This window comes from Bradyrhizobium xenonodulans, assembly GCF_027594865.1.
Lineage (GTDB): Bacteria > Pseudomonadota > Alphaproteobacteria > Rhizobiales > Xanthobacteraceae > Bradyrhizobium > Bradyrhizobium xenonodulans.
This window is the reverse complement of the sequence record NZ_CP089391.1, coordinates 6,757,100-6,777,024: the sequence shown is the minus strand read 5'-3', so window position 1 is coordinate 6,777,024 and position 19,925 is coordinate 6,757,100. Positions and strand designations below refer to the sequence as shown.

General features: G+C 60.1%; 17 protein-coding genes and 1 pseudogene. 14 read left to right on the top strand and 4 right to left on the bottom strand.

The window, feature by feature from the left end:
- Window positions 1-186: 186 nt before the first annotated feature.
- The 9 genes and pseudogenes from I3J27_RS32305 to I3J27_RS39125 all read left to right on the top strand — a co-directional run bounded on the left by I3J27_RS32305 (window position 187) and on the right by I3J27_RS39125 (window position 11,374).
- On the top strand, window positions 187-1,347 hold the full coding sequence (locus tag I3J27_RS32305) for an aminotransferase class V-fold PLP-dependent enzyme (protein WP_270162919.1): 1,161 nt from the start codon (window positions 187-189) through the stop codon (window positions 1,345-1,347).
- 8 nt (window positions 1,348-1,355) lie between these two features.
- Window positions 1,356-1,487, top strand: coding sequence for a hypothetical protein (locus I3J27_RS32300; protein ID WP_270162918.1), 132 nt, complete (start codon window positions 1,356-1,358; stop codon window positions 1,485-1,487).
- 74 nt (window positions 1,488-1,561) lie between these two features.
- Window positions 1,562-2,353, top strand: coding sequence for an amino acid ABC transporter permease (locus tag I3J27_RS32295; RefSeq protein ID WP_270172929.1), 792 nt, complete (start codon window positions 1,562-1,564; stop codon window positions 2,351-2,353).
- Window positions 2,350-3,045, top strand: coding sequence for an amino acid ABC transporter permease (locus tag I3J27_RS32290; RefSeq protein ID WP_270162917.1), 696 nt, complete (start codon window positions 2,350-2,352; stop codon window positions 3,043-3,045). The genes I3J27_RS32295 and I3J27_RS32290 overlap by 4 nt, the downstream gene beginning before the upstream one ends.
- Window positions 3,046-3,093: 48 nt before the next feature.
- Complete coding sequence (locus I3J27_RS32285; RefSeq protein WP_270162916.1) at window positions 3,094-3,861, top strand: amino acid ABC transporter ATP-binding protein; 768 nt, start codon at window positions 3,094-3,096, stop codon at window positions 3,859-3,861.
- A gap of 80 nt (window positions 3,862-3,941) precedes the next feature.
- Window positions 3,942-4,835, top strand: coding sequence for an amino acid ABC transporter substrate-binding protein (locus I3J27_RS32280; protein WP_270162915.1), 894 nt, complete (start codon window positions 3,942-3,944; stop codon window positions 4,833-4,835).
- Window positions 4,836-4,991: 156 nt separating this feature from the next.
- On the top strand, window positions 4,992-6,314 hold the full coding sequence (locus I3J27_RS32275) for an amidohydrolase family protein (protein WP_270162914.1): 1,323 nt from the start codon (window positions 4,992-4,994) through the stop codon (window positions 6,312-6,314).
- Window positions 6,315-7,398: 1,084 nt separating this feature from the next.
- Window positions 7,399-8,970 carry a S10 family peptidase gene (locus I3J27_RS32270; RefSeq protein WP_270162913.1) on the top strand — a complete coding sequence of 524 codons (1,572 nt, stop codon included), beginning with the start codon at window positions 7,399-7,401 and terminating at the stop codon, window positions 8,968-8,970.
- Window positions 8,971-10,042: 1,072 nt separating this feature from the next.
- A pseudogene (locus tag I3J27_RS39125) lies at window positions 10,043-11,374 on the top strand (tyrosine-type recombinase/integrase).
- Here I3J27_RS39125 and I3J27_RS32255 read toward each other — a convergent pair.
- Window positions 11,371-11,688 carry a hypothetical protein gene (locus I3J27_RS32255; RefSeq protein WP_270162910.1) on the bottom strand — a complete coding sequence of 106 codons (318 nt, stop codon included), beginning with the start codon at window positions 11,686-11,688 and terminating at the stop codon, window positions 11,371-11,373. The pseudogene I3J27_RS39125 and the gene I3J27_RS32255 overlap by 4 nt on opposite strands.
- Window positions 11,689-12,000: 312 nt before the next feature.
- On the opposite strand from I3J27_RS32255, the gene I3J27_RS32250 reads away from it, so the two are divergent.
- From I3J27_RS32250 to I3J27_RS32240, 3 genes are read left to right on the top strand one after another with little or no spacing between them, the layout of a single operon-like run.
- Window positions 12,001-13,551: an adenylate/guanylate cyclase domain-containing protein gene (locus tag I3J27_RS32250; RefSeq protein ID WP_270162909.1), complete on the top strand. Its 1,551-nt coding sequence runs from the start codon at window positions 12,001-12,003 to the stop codon at window positions 13,549-13,551.
- Entirely contained in the window at window positions 13,548-15,281 is a 1,734-nt protein-coding gene (locus tag I3J27_RS32245) for a ThiF family adenylyltransferase (protein WP_270162908.1), read from the top strand. Before I3J27_RS32250 ends, I3J27_RS32245 begins: the two co-directional genes overlap by 4 nt.
- Window positions 15,250-15,756, top strand: a complete 507-nt coding sequence (locus tag I3J27_RS32240) for a Mov34/MPN/PAD-1 family protein (protein WP_270162907.1) — start codon at window positions 15,250-15,252, stop codon at window positions 15,754-15,756. The genes I3J27_RS32245 and I3J27_RS32240 overlap by 32 nt, the downstream gene beginning before the upstream one ends.
- Before the next feature lie 121 nt (window positions 15,757-15,877).
- On the opposite strand, the gene I3J27_RS39255 is transcribed toward I3J27_RS32240, so the two are convergent.
- From I3J27_RS39255 to I3J27_RS32230, 3 genes are read right to left on the bottom strand one after another with little or no spacing between them, the layout of a single operon-like run.
- A complete protein-coding gene (locus tag I3J27_RS39255; protein ID WP_370691992.1) occupies window positions 15,878-15,952 on the bottom strand; it encodes a hypothetical protein in 75 nt (24 codons plus the stop codon).
- 51 nt (window positions 15,953-16,003) lie between these two features.
- Window positions 16,004-16,852 (bottom strand): ImmA/IrrE family metallo-endopeptidase, encoded by an 849-nt coding sequence (locus tag I3J27_RS32235; protein ID WP_270162906.1) that lies wholly within the window; start codon window positions 16,850-16,852, stop codon window positions 16,004-16,006.
- Between the two features lie 7 nt (window positions 16,853-16,859).
- On the bottom strand, window positions 16,860-17,168 hold the full coding sequence (locus tag I3J27_RS32230) for a helix-turn-helix domain-containing protein (RefSeq protein WP_259235314.1): 309 nt from the start codon (window positions 17,166-17,168) through the stop codon (window positions 16,860-16,862).
- Window positions 17,169-17,318: 150 nt separating this feature from the next.
- Between I3J27_RS32230 and I3J27_RS32225 the strand changes: the two genes are divergently transcribed.
- Both I3J27_RS32225 and I3J27_RS32220 read left to right on the top strand, forming a co-directional pair.
- On the top strand, window positions 17,319-18,431 hold the full coding sequence (locus tag I3J27_RS32225) for a cyclic nucleotide-binding domain-containing protein (RefSeq protein ID WP_270162905.1): 1,113 nt from the start codon (window positions 17,319-17,321) through the stop codon (window positions 18,429-18,431).
- A 12-nt stretch (window positions 18,432-18,443) separates the two neighbouring features.
- Window positions 18,444-19,925, top strand: a complete 1,482-nt coding sequence (locus I3J27_RS32220) for an adenylate/guanylate cyclase domain-containing protein (protein ID WP_270162904.1) — start codon at window positions 18,444-18,446, stop codon at window positions 19,923-19,925.

Below are 19,925 nucleotides of genomic sequence, written 5' to 3'. Positions count from 1 at the left end.
ATTATCAATTTTCGGAGTAAATGCTACTGAAATATGAAAAATAATTTGGACGTGTCGCGCAATTGCCCATAACGTTGGCGTTGCCGCGTTCTGATCGGAATTTGTGCATTGCACAGGCTGAGTTTGGGCGGCGGCTGAGCCGTGAATTGGAGCGGTGCTGGCGAAGTGCTCGAAAGGGAGATGGGGATGTCTCGTCATTACGACGTGGAGGCTGTGCGCAGGGAGTTCCCGGTAGCCGAAAGGATGGTCTACCTCGACTCCGGTTTTCAGGCGCCCCTCGCGCGTCCCGTAATGGCGGCGATCGAAACCTTTCTTCGTGAGGGCTTGGAGACGGCCGGACCGAAAAGCGTATGGCTCGATCGGGTCGAGCAAACACGTGCCAAGGTCGCCCGTTTCCTTGGGGTGTCGGCCGACGAAATTGCCTTCACGAAGAACACGTCGGAAAGCATGAACATCGCGGCGAACGCGCTGCCTCTGCGAGCCGGCGACAGCGTTTTGATGATCCATGGGGATCATCCAAACAACGCATATGCATTCCTCAATTTGAAGAAGAAGGGCGTCGAGGTCGACTTCCTTCCGATGACGGACGTCGTAAACGCCGACACTGTCCTTCCGCACATCGACGAGAAGACCCGCGCGATCTCGCTCTCGCACGTCACCTTCCACGCCGGACATCGCTTCGACATCGAGAGCATCGGCGCTCTTTGCGCGGAGAAGAAGCTCTACTTCGTCGTAGACGTCATGCAGGCAATTGGGGTTGTTCCAATCGATGCGAAGGCCATCCGGGCAAGCTTCGTTGGCTCCGGGAGTCACAAGGGATTGCTCGTCCCTCAAGGTCTCGGATTGCTCTACTGGGACAAGACCCTGAAGGAACTGGAGCCTGCCTATCTTGCCGCTGCGAGTTTGGCGGAGATTCCTCACGACCTTGTCGCTCGTCCCGACCGCCTGACGCCATCGCCCAGCGCGCGACGCTTCGAGCTGGGAAACTTCAACCTTCCTGCAATTCACGCGCTCGGAGCCTCGCTCGATATGATCGAGCAGATCGGCGTGAAGAACATTCAGAACCATTGCTTCGATCTGGGCGATCATCTCATCGCCCAACTGGACGAACTCGACCTCGGTCTCGTCGGTCCGCGTCAGCGGCAACATCGCTCGCCCCACATCTACGTCGTTGGTCTGCCCGCGACAGAGTGGCTCAGCTACTTCGAAGAGAATGGGGTGCGTGTTTCCCCCGAGCGCGACGGCATCCGTGTATCGTTCGGCATGTTCAACACCGTCGCCGATGTGGATCGTCTGGTGCATCTCATCCGCGGACGCGAGTCAAACAAGTCATTCAGGGCCGCTTAGGATTTGGCATGGGAGCGGTTCGAGAAAACGCACGCGAAGCAGACAGCAGCCCGATCCCGCCCAAGGGCGAGCATCACGCCATTCTGCTCACCGGCGTGCTGAAGGAGAGGATCGCGCATTCAAGTGACGCGGTCGATTAGTACCGGCACAACGCGCACGACGACCGACCATGCGGGGCATGGTCGTCGTGCACACCGCAATCGTGAGGCTCGCGATGTTCGGAGTTCTTCTTGAAAAGACCATGGACGGCCAGCGGTACATTGACTGGCTTCTTTCGGGTCTTGGTTGGACGTTGGCGCTTGCCTTCTTCGGTTGGTGGATTGCGTTCGCAGTCGGAATCGTCGTCGGCATAGGTCGAACCGTGCGGAACCCCTTCTTAGGGGCCTTAGCTCGATTGTACGTGGAGATCTTCCGGAACATTCCCGTTCTCGTCCAAATGTTTCTCTGGTACTTCGTCCTGCCCGAGCTTCTTCCGAGTGCTATGGGTGACTGGATAAAGCAAATACCTCCGCCCTGGGGATCTTTCTTTCCGGCCTTGTGGTGTCTGAGCCTGTACACCGCTGCGCGCATCGCAGAACAGGTTCGGGCAGGCATTGAAGCCTTGCCTAAGGGCCAAGCCGAAGCGGGTGCCGCACTTGGCCTAAGCGGATATCTGACCTATCGCCATATCATTCTGCCGCAGGCTCTGCGCCTCATCGTGCCAAGCCTGACAAGCGAGGTGATGGGCATCTACAAGAACACGTCCGTTGCTTTGACAATCGGCTTGATGGAACTGACCGCTCAGGCGCGCCAAATTAGCGACGCTACGTTCCAAACCTTCACTGCATTCGGTGCCGCCACGCTCATCTATCTTGCTTTGGCTCTGATCGCCTACCAGACGATGATGCTCATCGACAAATCGGTGCGCATTCCCGGTACCGCACTGGGCAAGGAAGCCGTGGGGTCAGATTTTGACGATGTGAAGCTGAAAAGCCCTCTGCCTGACAGTATGGAGGTCGTGAAATGAACAGTCTCGATTTCTCCATTGTCGCGCAGGCATGGCCCTATCTATGGCCAGGATTGCTGTTCTCGCTTTCCTTGACAGCAGCCGCCTTCCTGGTTGGAATGTTTCTTGGAACGCTCTTCGCTCTCCTGCAGCACTTTGAGCTCCGCATTCTGAGCCAACTTGTCCGTAGCTACGTCGCCCTGATGCGATCGATTCCGCTCATTCTCGTGCTGTTTTGGTTCTTCTTCTTGGTGCCCATCGTTCTGGGGCACCTGTCAGGCAATGGTCGTCCGATTCCAGTCGGTGCCACCTATACGGCGTTCATCACCTTCGGCTTGTTCGAGGCCGCCTACTATTCGGAAATCATCCGCGTCGGGTTGCGCGCGGTGAACAAAGGACAATTCGAGGCCTGCCAGGCTCTCGCCTTGTCGACATTCGATACGTATCGCCACGTCGTCCTTCCGCAGGTGTTTCGGGTCGCCAGTCCGATCATACTGAGCCAGACCATCATTCTGTTTCAGGATACGTCCCTCGTTTACGTCCTATCGCTCACCGATCTCCTTGGTGCGGCATCGAAGCTTGCACAGCTCAATGGTCGCCTCGTCGAGATGTACCTCGCAGTGGCTGTTGTTTATCTCATCATAAGCTCCGCCGCGTCCCAATTGGTCGCCTCGCTCCGCAAGAGGTACGCGATCGCGGGCACCGACCGATAATCAATCGATGGCCCGTCATTCCTTTGGGTCTACAACCTGGAGACCAGCATGCAGCAAGAGCGCGCAGTTAGCCCAGCCGACCAATTTCCGATGGTTGTCGTCGAGCGCCTCGTCAAGCGGTTCGGCAGCTTCAATGCCCTAAGCGACATCAACCTCAACGTCGCAAAAGGAGAAAAGATCGTGCTCTGCGGGCCGTCGGGGTCGGGTAAGTCGACCCTGATCCGCTGCATCATTCATATCGAAAAGCACGATTCCGGCCGAATAGTCGTCGATGGGATCGAACTGACGGATCGGATCCGCGATATCAACAGCATTCGCTGTGAAGTCGGCATGGTCTTTCAGAGCTTCAACCTGTTTCCGCATCTCTCGGTAGTCGAAAATTGCATGTTGGCTCCGATGAAAGTCAGGGGTCTTGCTCAGTCTGAAGCACGTGAGCGGGCTATGGTGTTGCTGAGGAAGGTCCGGATTCACGATCAGGCCAAGAAGTATCCCGCGCAATTATCGGGCGGTCAGCAGCAGCGTGTCGCTATAGCTCGCGCCCTGTGCATGCAGCCCAAGATCATGCTGTTCGACGAGCCGACTTCTGCCCTCGACCCGGAAATGGTCAAGGAGGTGCTCGAAACCATGGTTGAGCTCGCGCAGGACGGGATGACGATGGTCTGCGTTACGCACGAAATGGGCTTTGCGCGGGAAGTTGCGGATCGTGTGGTCTTCATGGATCGCGGCTCAATCGTGGAAGAGGGCGATCCGACCACCTTCTTTCGCGCGCCGAACACGCAACGTGCGAAGGTCTTCCTCAATCAGATCATTCACTGAGGTCGCCGCTGCGAGGTCCGAGTCGCCCTAAAACCAATAAGGCGCAAAAGGCGCGTCTCACTCGAACGAGAGGCATTTCCATGTCTAAAATGTTTGCACTGTTTTCCGCGACCGCGATCACCGTGTTTTTGGTCTCCGCGGCCCATGCGGGTCCAACACTCGACACAATCAAATCGAAAAGAGTGATCACCATTGGCTATCGCGAGGCTTCGATACCCTTCTCGTATCTCGGCGCTGACCAGAAGCCTGTTGGTTTCTCCCTGGACCTGTGCGCGCATGTCGTCGATCGTCTGAAATCTGATCTCGGCACTCCAGACCTTCAGACAAAGCTTGCGCCGGTCAACTCATCGAACCGAATCCCGCTTATTCAGAACGGTACCATCGACATCGAATGTGGCGGCACTGCCAGCAGCAAGCAGCGTCTGGAACAGGTTTCCTTCAGTGTTTCAACTTTCGCCAGTCAAACGGCTTGGCTCGCAAAGGCGGCGAGCGGGTTCAAGACGCCGAAAGATCTGAAGGGAAAGACTGTTGTCGTAACGCAGGGTTCCGATGCTCTCGGCATTGTCAAGGGCATTTCGCAAGATGACGGTCTCAATCTTACTATCGCTCAAGCCAAAGACCATGCGGAATCGTTACTGCTACTCGCGACCGGCCGTGCAGCGGCGTGGGTGGAAGCTGACATTCTCTTGGCCGGTATGAAGGCCGATTATTCGAACCCGGCCGACCTCATCTTTCTGAAAGCTAACTACGGTACCATTTATTATTACGGTCTGATGTTCTCGAAGGGTGATCCCGACTTCAAAAAGATAGTCGACGACGTTCTTTCCAAACTCATGGCTTCCGGCGAGTTCACAAAGATCTACGACAAATGGTTCATGGCTCCGATCCCGCCGAAAAACATCAATCTCAACTTCCCAATGACCGATGCGCTAAAAGAGCGCGTTGCCCATCCTAGTGATGTCGTCAATTATTGATCCTGCCAGCGGCGGCTGAAGGCCCCGCCGCGATAGGATGTCAACACTAGACTTACAGCATGTGCTTGCTCGTGATCGCCAATGCGGACGCAGGCAGCTGGCTTTACCCAAAAGGAGCCCAAAATGAGAGGTAGAACTGCGGTTGGCTGGGACGCAATGACGGACTCCGATCGACAAATCGCACAATGGGTCGAGGAGACGCCATTTGTGGACACCCATGAGCATCTGATCGAGGAAAGTCAGCGTCTTTCCGGCGCGATTCATCCGCGAACATTGCCATGCGACGACTGGGCCTATCTATTCAGGTCCTATGCTGCCGAGGACCTGGTGGTTGCAGGTCTGCCACCAGCCGACCTGCGAAGGTTTCTCGGGCCGGATCTCGCGAGCCAGGAAAAATATCGGCTGATCGCCCCCTATTGGGACCGCATCCGCCACACGGGTTACGCCCAGGCTCTGCGCCATACATTTCGCGGCGTTTACGGCGAAGATGATCTGACAGCCGAGAGCCTGCCTCGCATCGCCGAGAAATATCGTGAAACCGTTCAGCCCGGCTTTTACGCACGCATTCTGGGCCTCGCGAACATCGAGGGCTGCCACGTCAATTCGCTGCAGCGCATCTTTATGGAGACCGAGCAGCCAGGGCTACTCGACCACGATATAAGCATTCTTCAGTTGTGCCGGTGTAGCGCTGCTGACTTTGCGTGGGTGGAAGCCGAGACAGGCAAACGCCCGACGACGCTCGATGAGTGGCTTGAGGTCATCGACTTCTATTTCGCAACATACGGCGCCAAAGCCGTGGCTGTAAAATCGCAAATTGCCTATTCGCGCGCTCTCGATTTCGAGCCGGTCACCAAAGCCCATGCGTCAAGGTTATTTCCCCACCATGCCGACAGAGTCGGCGCGTTGCACGCCCTCGGTCCTGAGGATCTCAAGGCGCTGCAAGATTATCTATTCCGCTATTGCGTCGGCAAGGCTGGCGAGTGCGGCTTGCCGGTCAAACTGCATACCGGCGTTTTGGCTGGTTTCGGCGTGATGCAACTCGGTCGTACCCACAGCAATGCCGCAGACGTCTGCCGTCTGTTGCAGGACTTTCCAGAAACCCGATTCGTTCTAATGCACATCGGCTATCCATACGAGCACGAATTTATCGCGCTGGCCAAACATTACCCTAACGCCGCGATCGACATGTGCTGGGCATGGATTATCAATCCGGTGGCGGGCGTTCGTTTTCTGAAAGAGTTTCTGATGGCGGTCCCGTCCAACAAGATCTTCACCTTCGGTGGCGACTATGTCGCTGTCGAGCCAATTTATGGCCATGCGTTCGTAGCGCGCCGTGGAATCGCGCAGGCGCTCTCGCAATTGGTCGCCGAGGGCTGGATCGCGCTTGAGGACACCCGTGACCTGATTGAGCAGATCATGCGCGGCAACGCACGTCGTTTCTTTCGGAAAGAGTATCGAGAGGATGCCGCACGTCCGTGAACGCCGACATAGATGCGGGGCATTTTGTCAACCGACTCGAAAATATTGCATGCCGAATGATATGTGCACGGCCAGCGTCACCAATTGACCTGAGCATTACTCGTCAGAGGAGCCGGATGGGAGAAAGCTGACCGTCCGGATCTGTGAGGGGGGCACGTCGAGCGGTCGATGCCTCGCCCCTATAATGATCAGATTGCGACGTGCAACTGATCCCTTCGCTAGCCGATCTCGTCATGAAGCGTAGAGCGCATGAGAGGCGTCTAAGCCGTCAACCTCGCGTCTGCGTTGTCCGATTCCTGGCGATCTATGATGAACCTCGATTTGATTGTCAGCGGACAATCGAGATCGTGCATCGGCGTAGTTGGCGCACCCGACACGATTCGGACGTGTGGCCTTCGCCCTCGGAGGACGCGAGAAGGCGCCGAAATACACCGACTTCCCTCGCTTACCACAACCGCGATGCCGGCATCCGCAGCGCGCTGGAATTGACGGTCCGTGAGCTGGGCCAGCTTCGCCGCCGATTCAAAACGCTACTGTCCTCCGGCGAAACAGGGCCCTGCGGCTGCGGCAATCCTGCTTGTCCAACTTTCATGCCCACCGACGCAGCAGCTCGCGAGATGGACCGGGCGCGCGATCGTGTGCTTGCCGCTTTCCAACGGCCGTATCCCTCCTTCAAGGTCGTCCTCGAATGATGTCGCCTCGGCTTCAGTCAAGTTGCGGTGAGGTGCAATCAAGTGGGGCCACATTTTGACCTGCAGCGAAAGACTGCGACGGATAATCGAAGCCGGTATGTTTGACGGGGAGATCGGCCGGTGACGGCGCGCGAACTCGTTGAAATGCCGGAAGCCGAATGGGGTAGGCTTTGTGCCATTGCGCAGGCGGCCCGTGCCCTCAGGAACAGAGGTCACTACTAGACTTAGCAGGTTCGTTGTTCCCGACTCTTAGCTAACTGAAGAGAGCCGTTAGGCAGATGCGCCTAGTGCACCATAAGCCAGAACCACGACAGTCCGGCCTGTCCCGCAACCTTAAACCATCGCAATCGGCCCCTGACAGAAAGGTGCGGCCGGACCGGGGAGAAAACTCTATGCTGTTCGATTTAAGCGCGCTGCGCCACATCCCTCTCGCGCTGGCCCTACTTGCGTGCACCGTGATGGGGAGCGCCCGCGCCGACGATCCGCCGCCGCGTCCCGACGCCCCGACGCCGGTCGGCCAGAAGGGCGGGTCCGGCGCGCGCAGCGCCAGCGCGCCGACTTCCCCATCGGGGGCCGAGCAGCATCGCCTGCCGCCGGATTCCACCACCAAACAGACGCTGGAGCTGCCCGGGCGGACGCTTCGTTTCATCGCGACTGCGGGCTCGATCCACCTGTTCGACCACAAGGGCGAGCCGCAGGCCGACATCGCCTACACCTCCTATCAGCTCGACGGCACAGATCGCGCCACGCGTCCGGTGACGTTCCTCTTCAACGGCGGCCCCGGGTCATCCTCTGCTTGGCTGCAGTTCGGCAATGCCGGGCCATGGCGGCTGCCGATCGATGCGGAAACCGTCACAGCGTCCGCCTCGCCCGAGGTCAGGCCCAACGCCGAGACGTGGCTCGATTTCACCGACCTCGTGTTCATCGATCCTGTCGGTACCGGCTATAGCCGTTTCGTGGCGACGGGCGAAGATGTGCGCAGGCGGTTCTATTCGGTCGATGGTGACGCCAGTTCAATCGCGCTTGTGATCCGCCGCTGGCTCGAGAAGCACGAGCGGCTCTCCTCGCCGAAATACGTCGCGGGCGAAAGCTATGGCGGCATTCGCGGACCGAAGGTTGTGCGCAATCTGCAGATGGAGCAGGGCGTCGGCGTGAAGGGCCTGATCCTGCTCTCGCCGCTGTTCGACTACCGAGAGTTCACAAGCACGAGCCTTCTGGGACTTGTCGCATCGCTGCCAAGCTATGTCGCGGTGGCCCGCGAAGCCAAGGGCGAGGACAGGGGGGCGGTCAAACGCGCCGATCTCGCCGATGTCGAAGCTTACGCGCGTGGCGAATTTTTGGCCGACCTCATCAAGGGCCAAGCAGACAAGGAGGCCACCAACCGTCTCGCCGACAAGGTCGCCGCTTTGACCGGCATTGACAAGGCCGTAAGCCGACGGCTCGCCGGGCGCTTTGACCGCGGCGAATTCCGCCGCGAGTTCGACCGCAAGAGCGGCAAGGTGACCGGCGGTTATGACGCCTCGGTGCGCGGCCTCGATCCCTATCCGGACTTGGATAGCTCCCGCTTCGGCGATCCCTCGGGCGATGCGCTCGCGGCGCCGTTGAGCAGTGCCGCCGTCGATGTCCTGACGCGCAAGCTCAACTGGCGGCCGGACGGCTCGTATGAACTGCTCAATCGCGCGGTCACACGAGCCTGGGATTTCGGCCACCAGAGCCTACCGGAGTCGCGTTCAGAGCTGCGCGAGATCCTTGCCACGGACGCGACGATGAACGTGATGGTCGGGCACGGCCTGTTCGATATTGTTACGCCCTATTTCGGCTCGAAGCTGGCGCTCGATCAGTTGCCGCCCTTTGGGTCGGCGCCGCGGGTCAAATTCGCGGTCTATCCGGGCGGGCACATGTTCTATTCACGCGACGCCTCGCGCCAGGCCTTTCGTGCCGAGGTCGAAGCGATGATGAAGTAGGGCGTGTAAAAGGCGGCAGCGCTTGAACATCTGCGCGCTGTTGGTGCCAAAGCCTGAGCCTGGTCACCGCGAATTGGTGCCGGAGATCGCGGGGCCGCAAGGGGCTTCCCGACAGGCTGGCAGTCGACCCGTTCGCGGACGACGTCGCCGCGCGCTACGGCGTGAAGCTGAACGGCAAAACCCGCGCGGGTAACGGGATCATCGAGGAGAAGCGAGTGCCAAGGCGTCCACGCGCGAGCAAGATGCACAGATAAGTAGGAATGCCAGGCCCGCGGCTCGGCGCTGTCCACTGCTGAAAACGAATTGCGGATTAAGCCAATCTCCAACTCTTAGGCTCAGGAACCGGCGAACGTCCCCGCGGATGCTGTAGTCGATGGTTTTCCAGTTGGCATGCGGGCGCAGGCGCTGATGCAGCTCGTTGAGTAGGGCTGATTTGGACTAGCCTCTTATCGATGATCTCTGCGCTCACGCGTCTGACCGCTCAATTTCGCGAGCGGATGCAAGTGCAGCCTGGGAACGACTTACCGCGTCGGCGAGCTTTTCGATCTCGTCTCGAAGCGCGGCGATTTGGCCCTCAATAGAAGATATCCGGAATACAGACTGAGCGATTTTTGCCCAAGGCGCGTTGTGCCCCCGCTGTGCCCCTACTTTTTCGGGGCACACTTCGAGGGAACAAGATCTCTAACTTACTGATTAAAGGGGCTAAATGGTGGGCGCACAAGGGATCGAACCTTGGACCTCTCCCGTGTGAACCACAATCTGTAGACCCGATTCAACCAAATCCGGCCATAGTTGAAATGTAAAAACCCCTTTGATTGATGTGAGTTATGGCCTTGTTCGGCCATAAGAGCCCTTAGGTGTCCTTACTACATTTTGTATGCCCCTGTTGTGCCCGCCGGGGATTTTCCCTTGGGGCACAAAAAACGGGGGAGGTCTGAGACCCGGTTCTGTTTGGGTCTGTAGATCCTCCCTGCGCCGGCACACAACAAGAAGAAGGTTTGAGGCCCGGTTCTGTTCGAGGGCTGACCGCCTTCTTGCGGGGCACACCGGGCACAGAGAGAGGGAATGAATCATGACGGAGCCGGCCAACCAGCTGACACTCACTGATACGGTGATCCGCAACGCAACGCTGCCGCCGGGTAAGGCGCAGCATTATCTCCACGACGACAAGCTGCCCGGCTTGGCCTTGCGCATGCGCGCCACCGGCGGCCGGACCTGGGTCTACCTCTTCACCAAGCCGGGGGTGAGGGGGACCCAGCGCAAGACCCTCGGCGCGTGGCCCAAATATAGTGAGAAGGCCGCGCGCAAGGCCGCCACCATCGCCGCAGGCGAGGTCGTCAAGGGCTTGGACCCGAACGACCCGAAGCGCGAGGCGAGGCGGCAACAAGCAGCCGAGAAGCAGCGCACCACGCTCGCGGCCCTCATTGTTGAAGATGGTCCCTACCAGATGTCCTTGACCGAACGTCAAGTCGTCAACTGGAAGCCAGCAATGTCGGCACTGCGGCGCGGGCTCAAGGATCACGCCGAGAGCGGCGTAGGGGACCTGACGCGACGGTAGATCATGGCCGCGGTCGACAAGATTGCCAAGACCGGCAAGCGCGGTGCAGCCAAGGACTTGCGCAAGCACGTGCATACCTTGCTCGAATGGTGTGTCGGCGAGGGCTATGTCGAGCACAACGTGCTCGCCGGCTATCGCGCGCCCAAGGAAACCCGGGCGCAAAGGGTCGGACGCCGAACGAAGGGCCGCGCGCTGACCGATGAGGAAATCATCAAGGTCTGGGATGCATCCGGCAAGCTCGGCGCTTTCGGTCTCCTGGCACGCATGTGCCTGCTCGGCGGCCCGCGCCGCAGCGAGCCTACCATGATCGAGTGGCGAAAGCACATCATGGACGATCGGATCACCTTCGATGCGGCGTGGACCAAGATGGGGCTGCACCACGATGTGCCGCGCACTCACCTGGTTGACGAGGTCCTCACGGCCGCGAAACATTTCCAGCGAGCAACCTCCGACTATGTCTTCCCATCACCAAAGACCGGCGGTCAGATGTCCGGCTTCACCAAGATGGTCAACCGTCTGGTCAAGGAAGCGAGCGTCGCCAAGTTCACCATGCATGACTTAAGGCGCAGCTTGCGCACCATCATGTCACGCTGTGGCTACGACAACGAAATCCAGCGGCTGTGTGTTGGGCAAAAGCCTAGCGGAATCGATCAGGTCTACAATCACGACGAACAGTGGATCATCCGCAAGATGGCGTTCGAAGCGGCTCACGACTACATTGCGGAGTTGATTGGCGCGAAACGGGTCGGCAAAATCGTGCGCCTTCAGCGGACGAATCCGCTTGACCCAATCAAGGCCGAGCTCCTCGGCCGCCTCCGTGAGCATTATGCGGCTGAGGCGTCTTAGGTAGTGGTCTTGTCGCACTTGGCCAGATAGTCGCGCACCGCGTCGACACGATAGAGCGGCCGGCCATCGACGTAGCGCCATTTCAGCGAATGGTTCGGATCCCGCCGCCACTGCTCCAGCGCACCGGGCGTGCGCCGGATAACGGCAGCCGCCTCCAATGCCGTCAAATTAGAGCTGCCCGGAAGCGTATCGATATCGAACGGCGCGGGCGGCGGCATGCCACGGTTCTTGCGACGGCGCTTCGTGGCCCGCGGCGTTTCCGTGCGATCTGGCGACCCCAACGCCTCGATCCGAGTCCTTTCGTCCTTGCCCATGCCTCCGCACCGAACCTCGATCGGTTTTGGGCAATACGATCGCAAGTCTCTCCAGCAAAAAAGAAATCTAGAGCGCAGGTGTGGCTGCTGGATACCGTGGCGTACGAATCGGACGAACGGCGGGTGGTCTCGTCGCACACCGACCCGCGCAGATCAAGCGAATGGGCGGCATCAAGCTTGCACATGAGGCCGCCGGCCGAGAACGCGCAACAGCGCTTGGCAATTCGCCGAGCGATACCTACATGATCGCAATTGACCGTTTCGCACCGGCTTCGGGTGCGGGTGATATTTTCAGGGGGATACCGAATAGCCATGGGTACTTGGAATAGTGGCCGCGCGACCAAACGGATCGACGCGAAGATCGATTCGTTGCCTCTCAAGGATATCGAGATCAAGGAATACGTCCGCGAAACCGACCTGTCGGGGTTGTCAGGCAACACGGCGTACCGCGTCGATGGCGTCCACCTGTATGCCGATATCCTGAACCTGAAGGACATTTTGAACGTCACAACGGTCGAGGGAGAGACCTGCCATAAGCGCACGCTCCGCTTCCTGAACATGCACTATCGCGCGGCGCACCGTATCATCGGCGCCGTCGAATCGATATTCGTCGACTTCCACAATCAGCGGCTTCACACCGTTTTCACTAAGCCATACGACGACGAGGCGAAGCGCGTTCATCGTGCCGTGGCGACCGCACAGTTGATCATCAACGTCCTGGCGCGCACCGGCGAGGACGCCGATCATCCTGCGGCCAAGGTCCGGGTCGGTATCGACACGGGCAAGGCGCTCGCAGTCAACAACGGAAGGAGAGGTCACCGCGAGCCGCTCTTTCTCGGACGGCCGGCCAACCATGCCGCCAAGCGCGCGGGCGGCGGTTCCGCGCAGGGCATCTTCTTGACCAACGAAGCGCGGAAGGCGATCGGCCTTGCCGAAGCGCAGGATGTCGACAAGACGCCGCTGAACGCCGAAGAAATCGCGAAGAGCGAGCAGGCCGCCCGCCTCGACGTGACGGTCGACGGTATCGTCAAGGACTGGGCTGAGGATCTGAAGAACAATCCCATCGGTGATTTCGTATTTTCAGGCCATACGCCTCCATTCTCCACCCTGGATATCGAGACTCTGTCGGTGAAGAATTCGCGGCGGCAGGATGCCGCCTCGATCTACGGCGACCTGGATGGCTTCACTGTCTATGTCGGAGCCAACATGGGAACCGACGCGGGCGCGAAACATGTCGTGCGCGCGCTGCACGTCCTGCGATCGGAACTGGATGCAGTGCTGCACGAGGACTTCGAGGGCCGAAAGATTAGATTCATCGGGGATTGCATTCACGGCGTGTTGGCCGAAGGGACCGCGCAGACGACCGACGCGGTTGAGACCATCAGCAGCATGACCTTATGCGCGGCCGCGATGCGGAGCAGCTTCAAGATCGCGCTGAAGCGTCTCAAGGACATGGGAACCGACGCTTCCAGCCTCGGGCTTCAGATTGGCTTCGAGTACGGGCCGATCACGGTGACGCGCCTCGGCATGAAGGGCGGGCTCGTCCGTTGTGCTGTCAGTCGCGGAATCCTGAACTCCGAGCAGGAGCAGGGCCGCTGCAAGGGCAATCAAACCGCCATAGGGGCGAACGCCTACTCGAAATCGAGTCACGGTGTGCATGCGCTCTTCGGCGACATGCGCATTCGCGGCGACCTGGACTACGAAACGGCGCTCAACGGGATGGCCGGAAAGAACGACACGGTCGCGCGCGCCGTCAAGACCGCTGCGGGAGCAAGCCTTCTGAAGCCGGCATCGTCGCCCGCCGCGCCGCTAAGCTTCCCCGACCGGCCGGCAGGTCCGACGAAGCCGGGCGGCTTTGCGTGAGCTGGTATCTAACGGACGTCGCTCGGTTCCGCGCGGAGCGGCAAGGAATCGAAATTCTCGCTCAGGAGGTCGACTGGTTCGCCGTAACGGCCTGGCGGCTGGACGCTCGCCTTCGTCTAGTACTCGACGCCGAGATCGGAGCCGGAGGCCGGGTTTACCCGATCTACCTCCAATATCCGGACATGTTTCCGCATACCCCGCCGTCGGTGTTTCCGCGCGGGGATACCGCCAGATGGTCGGAGCATCAATTCGGTGCCGGAGGCGAGCTCTGCCTTGAATACGGTCCGGACACATGGACCGCCAACAACACCGGCAGAGATCTGATAGAGAGTTGTCATAAGCTCCTCGTGACCGAGAATCCGGGAGGTGACGAGTTAGGCGACGCGCCCTCGCGTCACGTCGTAAGCCTCGGACAAGGCCTCCGCATCCGATATAGCCGATATCTTCTGACGCGCACCTTTCGCGCCCTGCTTAGCGAGCTTCCCTTGCGCGCTTCGCTCGAAGCCAACCTTGTGTCCCTCTATCACAAGGAATCCGTCGTCCATGTGGTCGACAAGGTGACGCTGGCCGACGGCACGCAATGGACGGATCCCACCGTCCCGTCGCAGTTGGGGCCCGAATACACCGAACGCCGCGTGCCGATATGCCGATGGGATGAGACCGATACGCCGCCTACGACGGAAAGCCTGGACGAGTTCGACAGCGGGTTTGCTGCCGTCGGAAACACGCTCGAAGCAAGGTATGGTTTCATCGTGCACGGCTCCGAGCTGTCGGTCTTTTTCCTCGACAGAAAAAAGCGCTCGGTCGTGGATGTCGCCGTCATATCGCCTCCGCCCGAAGCGACGCGTCTCGACGCCGCTCATTCGGTGCTCGCGGCAAAGAAGGTCGCGATCATCGGGTGCGGGTCGCTCGGCAGCAAGGCGGCGACCATGCTCGCGAGATCCGGTGTCGGCGGTTTCGTGCTCGTCGATGACGATATTCTGCTTCCCGATAACCTGGTCCGGAACGACCTCGATTGGCGGGACGCCGGAGTGCACAAGGTGCCAGCGCTCGCTCGACGTCTGCAGTTCGTGAACCCGTCGATTGACGTCTTGCAATGGCGCGTGCCTCTTGGCGGGCAGGAGGCCAACGAGAGTGCCGATGCCATGTTGAAACGAATATCTGAATGCGACCTCATGCTGGATGGGACGGCGGATCCCAATGTGCTGAATCTGCTCTCGGCAGTGGCCGCGTCCGCGAAGAAGCCCGTAATCTGGGCGGAAGTATTCGGCGGCGGGTTCGGCGGCCTGATCGCCAGGTATCGACCGGGGATCGAGCCACCACCGTCATTCATGCGGCGCGCCATCGAGAACTGGTTCGGCGAAAGGGGATCGTTGCCGAGAAGATCGCATCGGCCATACGAAGCGATTGGCACCGGCATTGACGTACCCATGACCGCCGACGACGCGGACGTTTCCGTGATCGCGGCCCACGCTGCCCGGTTCGCCATCGATCTGTTGGTGGATCGTGGCCCGTCTCTATTTCCCAACTCGGTCTATGCGATCGGCCTTGGCGCGGATTCGGTGTTTTCTCAGCCGTTCGACACCTATCCGATCGATGTCGGTCCGCCGCCGCCGGAGCCTGAAGTCGTCGAGCTGTCGGACCAGGAAAAGGTCACGGAGATCGCCACGTTGCTTGAGTTGCTGAAGGACAAGATCGGTGGAACTGATCCTACCGCGCAAGATAACTGACCTTCTGCGCCGCGAGCTGCGGGGGCGACGCAACGAGATCGGCGGCGTGATCGTCGCCGAGCACGTGGGCGGCGAGACTTTCCGGATAGTCGAACTTTCGGTGCAGAGGTCGGGCGGTACGACGATGCATTTCATCCGGGATCCGAAGCAGAGCAAAGCTTTCTTATCGGATTTCTTTGCTAGAACGGGCGGCAACTATCGTCGCTTCAACTATATCGGAGAGTGGCATTCGCATCCGACGTTCGAGCCCGTGCCCAGCCGAAACGATATCCAGGCGATGTACCAGATCGTCGAAGATCCAGAAGTAGGCGCGAACTTTGCCGTCCTCATCATTGTGCGGTTGTTTTTTCGCAGATCATTGAAGATGTCGGCGACGTTGTTCCGGGCCGGTCTACCTCCGGAGCGTGTCGTGGTCTTGCTCGAACGGAAAACACCGGGATTGCTTTCCCGCCTGCGAAGTCTATTCAAAAAGTGAACGTCCTTGCGCTCCGCATCTTGACGATCCGGCGGAGCTGATCGCACGCCGGCTTTAGCCCATCGACAAAGATTGGAATCGTCTCCTGAAATGGATGACGGTGAATGCCTGAAGACGGGATCTACCTTACCTTGGGATGGACCAGGATCGACCGATGTCTGGTCAGCTTTCCCATCAACAGCCCGAGCTCGAACATGACATTGTCCTGGATCCACCGCTTCGACCGCCGTGCATGTCGAGCTTCTGTTCAGAGTGAGTGCCGACGCGCAACGCGGTTCCAGCCGGGATCGTCTCCCAAGTGGAGAAGTGTATACGCCGCGTCGTAGCGCTCGCTTTTGAATGAGAGTTCGCGCGCCGGCTCGTCAAACCAGACGCCGGTCGGGTGATCGACACCGGACCGGGCCTCCGGCGTGAACAGTTCCCGACCGGCCGCCGATGCCGGCGGTAGCTCCACCGGGCCACGGCTGGTGCGGATGAAGGCCCCGGTCGTCAACGCCCGCTCGCTCGACCACGACCACTTGACGAAACCGTCTACGGAGACGACGAGCAGAGCTCTTCGTTCCGTATAGCGGAGCCACTGAAGGATGGCAGCGACCAGCGACACATCATACCGCTCGGCGCAATCCCCCAACACGTCAAAGTCCGGCTTGCCGGTCGGAGGCACCTGCCGCCTGAAATCGTCGAGAGGCATCAGAAGCCAGGAGGCAAACTCGTTGGCTTCTCTTTCGATTTGCAGCCTGGTCCGTCCGTCGATGCCGGCTTCGCTGGAGTGGATCCCGTCAGGGTACTTCTTCCGGTGCAGGAGGTAGTGGCCGAATTCGTGAGCGATGGTGAACCTGCGACGGCCCCTTGACTGGCCGGCGCCGTACACGATCCCCCACCTGGTCCTCGACGCGGACGGCACTAATGCGCCTGCGAATCCATCGAGCTCTTCTTTACCGACCTTGGTGATGGGATCTTCCGGGAAAAGGGAGCACGACGTCTCCATGGCGAGCGCACTGATGTCGAAACGGTATCGATCAGGCGGGTTCGCCAGATTCAGCATCTGGTTGAAATGGCTCGCCCAACGCCGAGGTCCCCAACCCTCGAAGTCCATGAGCGGCCTATTCGTCCAGGGCCTTGGCCAGCTTGCGGAGCCGGGCGCGCGCTTCCGGCGACATCGCCTGGTACTCGCGGAAGAAGGCCTTGTCCTCCGCCGATTCGAGATTTTCGCTGCCCAGCAAGTAGTCGACGGTCACGTCAAGGGCCCTTGCTAACCCGGCCAATTTCTCCCCGGACGGGCGGGGCAACTCCCGGTTCTCGAGCTCCCATAAATAGGATTTGCTCAAGCCGGCTCGGTCGGCGAGCTGGTCCAAGGTCAATTTCGCCTTTTTTCTCAGCGCCTTAATGCGATCGCGGATGGTGTCAGCCACGCAATTCGCCCTTACTTGTTCGGTATAGCAGCATATCCCGTCCTTGACTCGCGGCAACAGGTTCCTATGTTCGGAGTAGCAGTATTTCAGATGGTGCGGAAGCGAATCAGCCGACGGGCTCGTCTGCCCGCCGGGAATGGTAAATCAAGCATGGTCTTTGCCGCTAATGTCGATCGAGTGCTCGAGCGGTTTCTCAAGCAGCATTGTCCGAGGCCGGACCTAATTCGGGCAGCGATCTTGCGCGAGCCAATCTGCCGGGTGGACGACTATAACCCCGACCACATGATCTGCCGCCGCGGGGATCGGGTGAGTGGCTGCTGGCTGGTTCTCAGTGGTCAGGTCGAAGTCCGGGCCCACGATCAGAGCGTCACCTTCCGTGGCGAAGGCGAGATGTTCGGCGAGCAGGGTCTGTTGCATGTCCTTGCCGGAAAGAACGGCGCCCGGACTGCCGACGTCAAGGCCATCGGCCCGGTCCGGCTGTTCTTCATCGATGCCGCCTTTCAGGAGCGATTGACCGATCCCGAGAAAACCATCTGGGTTCTGACGCTTGCCGACGTCGTCAACATGAAGTTGGCGCAGGCGACTCAGGGACGTTCGGAGCTGCGCATCTCGGTCGCCGAACAGGAACATCTTCTGCGTCGGTTCTCCGACGATGACGCGCTTGGCCTCGTTAAGGTCGCTGCGGCTGGACAGACTCCGCGGATCCAGCCCCGAAAGGCGATCGTGTTCTTCAGCGACATCGCCAACTTCAGCGTCTGGTCAACCGGCAAGGACTCCGGTGAAGTCGCATCTCACCTTCATCGACTCTGTTCCCTCCAGATCGATCTGATCCGAAAGGCTGGCGGGCAGATCGACAAGCTCATGGGCGACGGCGTGATGGCCTATTGGTTCATCGACACCGCTGAACGCGAGCGCGTCGAGCCCGCCGCCGTCATCCGATGCGCGACGACGATCGCCGAAGAGGTCGGGCGCTACGTCACGGACAATGGCCTCGATATCGGAATCCGCATCGGCTTGCACGCCGGAGATGTCGCGTTCGGCGACTTTGGGGCCGAGCAGAGGATCGCCGTGACCGTGCTCGGCGCGACCGTCAACACGGCGGCCAGATACGAACAGGCGAAGTCACCTGATCTGGGTCAGGTCCGCGTTAGCCCGGTTCTTCGGGAACTTGCCGTCGAAGCGGGCATCGCCCCTGAAACGTTCCGGGGTCCTGTGAAAGCGAACGTGAAGCATGGCGTCGAGCTCGACGTCTATTCGTGCTGAGGAGGCTATCTCATGTCGTGGAATGCGGACCGGGCTAAGACGAGGATCCGGGAGCATCTGAAGACCGTGCCGGCCGTCGACAGCAACATCGCGCTCGATTCCGCGCGAGACCAGACCACGGTCCGCAAGAGCGGCCTGATCGGTCGTCTTCCGATCCGCCAGGCCTTCCTCGTCGAGGGCGTTCACCTCTACGGCCAGTTGCTGGACTTCGACGGTCTTGTCGCTGAGGGCGGCTCCGAAACGGAGGGCTCGCATCGCAGGCTCTTGCGATTCCTCAATATGCACTATCGTGTCTGGGACGCCGTCGTGGATAACGATGACGGCGACCGGGTCGACTATCACGGCGCCCGGCTCCACGCCGTTATCACGTCGCCGGCCGGAGACGCTGCGGCGCAGATCACCCGAGCTGTCGCTCTCGCGGGCAAGCTCTCGGAAGCCGCCGAACGGCTCGGCCAAGCGCATGGCTTTCCGTCCCGCATCCGCTTTGGAATCGATCATGGCAGGTGCCTGGCCATGACGACCGGCCGCTCGCACGAGAAGGATACACTATTCCTCGGACGTCCTGCCAATCATGCGGCAAAGCTCGCCGCCGCCGAAGACGAAGCGGGCATCTTCCTGACCGAGACCGCGCAGCAGCGGGCGCGGCCAGGCGCCGTCCGCAAGTCCGCCGGCCGGATGGTGCTCGACGAGACCTACATCCGCGACGCGGTGGGGAGCTTCGCGTTCGACAGCCTCGAGCGCAGGGTCGATGAGGTCGCTCAGGACGCCGTCGAGCCGATCTTTCGCTTCAAGCGACCGGAGCTGCCGCTCGCCAGCGTCAAATTCGCGGATCTCTCGCCGGCGAACTCCGTGCGCATGGGCATGGCGTCGATCTTCGCCGACATCGACGGCTTCACCGACTTCGTTGATCGGGCCATCGAGGGCGGCGCGGTCGAAATCACAAAGGCAGTGAGGACGGTCCATGTCATCCGCGAGGAGCTCAACTCGGTCCTGAACGACGACTTCGGCGGTAAGCGCGTGAGATTCGTGGGTGACTGCATCCAGGGCTGCGTGGCGCAAGGCGAGCGGACCGACGACGGTCCCGGCTCCGTGCGACAGGCCGTGATTTGCGCCAACGGCATGCGATCGTCGTTCGACCTTTGCCTCGACGCGGTGGATTCCGATGCGGCGATCGGCCTGGCTATCGGCGTGGAATATGGTCCGACGCCGATGACCCGGCTGGGATATCGCGGCGACGACAGCGTCCGGTGCGCAGCCAGCCGGGCCACGATCAATGCCGAGCGGACGCAACAGAGCATCGAGGGCAGCGGAATCCGGCTGGGCGTCATCGCCCAGCAGGTTGCCGACGCCGCGGTCCGACGGATCATCGCGACGGGACGATTAATGTCGTTCGACACCGCTTCGGATCTTCTCGGCGCTTCTCAGTCTCCGGCCGTCCAGATCATGCGCAGCGAGCCGGCCGCTCGGTCGCACGCTGCGCGTTCGAAGCGCTGA

What these genes read in the sequence shown, in the direction of transcription:
- I3J27_RS32305 (WP_270162919.1), top strand. Translation starts at nt 187, where the DNA reads ATGTCTCGTCATTACGACGTGGAGGCTGTGCGCAGGGAGTTCCCGGTA.
- I3J27_RS32270 (WP_270162913.1), top strand. Translation starts at nt 7,399, where the DNA reads ATGCTGTTCGATTTAAGCGCGCTGCGCCACATCCCTCTCGCGCTGGCC.
- I3J27_RS32285 (WP_270162916.1), top strand. Translation starts at nt 3,094, where the DNA reads ATGCAGCAAGAGCGCGCAGTTAGCCCAGCCGACCAATTTCCGATGGTT.
- I3J27_RS32300 (WP_270162918.1), top strand. Translation starts at nt 1,356, where the DNA reads ATGGGAGCGGTTCGAGAAAACGCACGCGAAGCAGACAGCAGCCCGATC.
- I3J27_RS32235 (WP_270162906.1), bottom strand. Translation starts at nt 16,852, where the DNA reads ATGGACTTCGAGGGTTGGGGACCTCGGCGTTGGGCGAGCCATTTCAAC.
- I3J27_RS32275 (WP_270162914.1), top strand. Translation starts at nt 4,992, where the DNA reads ATGACGGACTCCGATCGACAAATCGCACAATGGGTCGAGGAGACGCCA.
- I3J27_RS32290 (WP_270162917.1), top strand. Translation starts at nt 2,350, where the DNA reads ATGAACAGTCTCGATTTCTCCATTGTCGCGCAGGCATGGCCCTATCTA.
- I3J27_RS32280 (WP_270162915.1), top strand. Translation starts at nt 3,942, where the DNA reads ATGTCTAAAATGTTTGCACTGTTTTCCGCGACCGCGATCACCGTGTTT.
- I3J27_RS32295 (WP_270172929.1), top strand. Translation starts at nt 1,562, where the DNA reads ATGTTCGGAGTTCTTCTTGAAAAGACCATGGACGGCCAGCGGTACATT.
- I3J27_RS32255 (WP_270162910.1), bottom strand. Translation starts at nt 11,688, where the DNA reads ATGGGCAAGGACGAAAGGACTCGGATCGAGGCGTTGGGGTCGCCAGAT.
- I3J27_RS32250 (WP_270162909.1), top strand. Translation starts at nt 12,001, where the DNA reads ATGGGTACTTGGAATAGTGGCCGCGCGACCAAACGGATCGACGCGAAG.
- I3J27_RS32225 (WP_270162905.1), top strand. Translation starts at nt 17,319, where the DNA reads ATGGTCTTTGCCGCTAATGTCGATCGAGTGCTCGAGCGGTTTCTCAAG.
- I3J27_RS32220 (WP_270162904.1), top strand. Translation starts at nt 18,444, where the DNA reads ATGTCGTGGAATGCGGACCGGGCTAAGACGAGGATCCGGGAGCATCTG.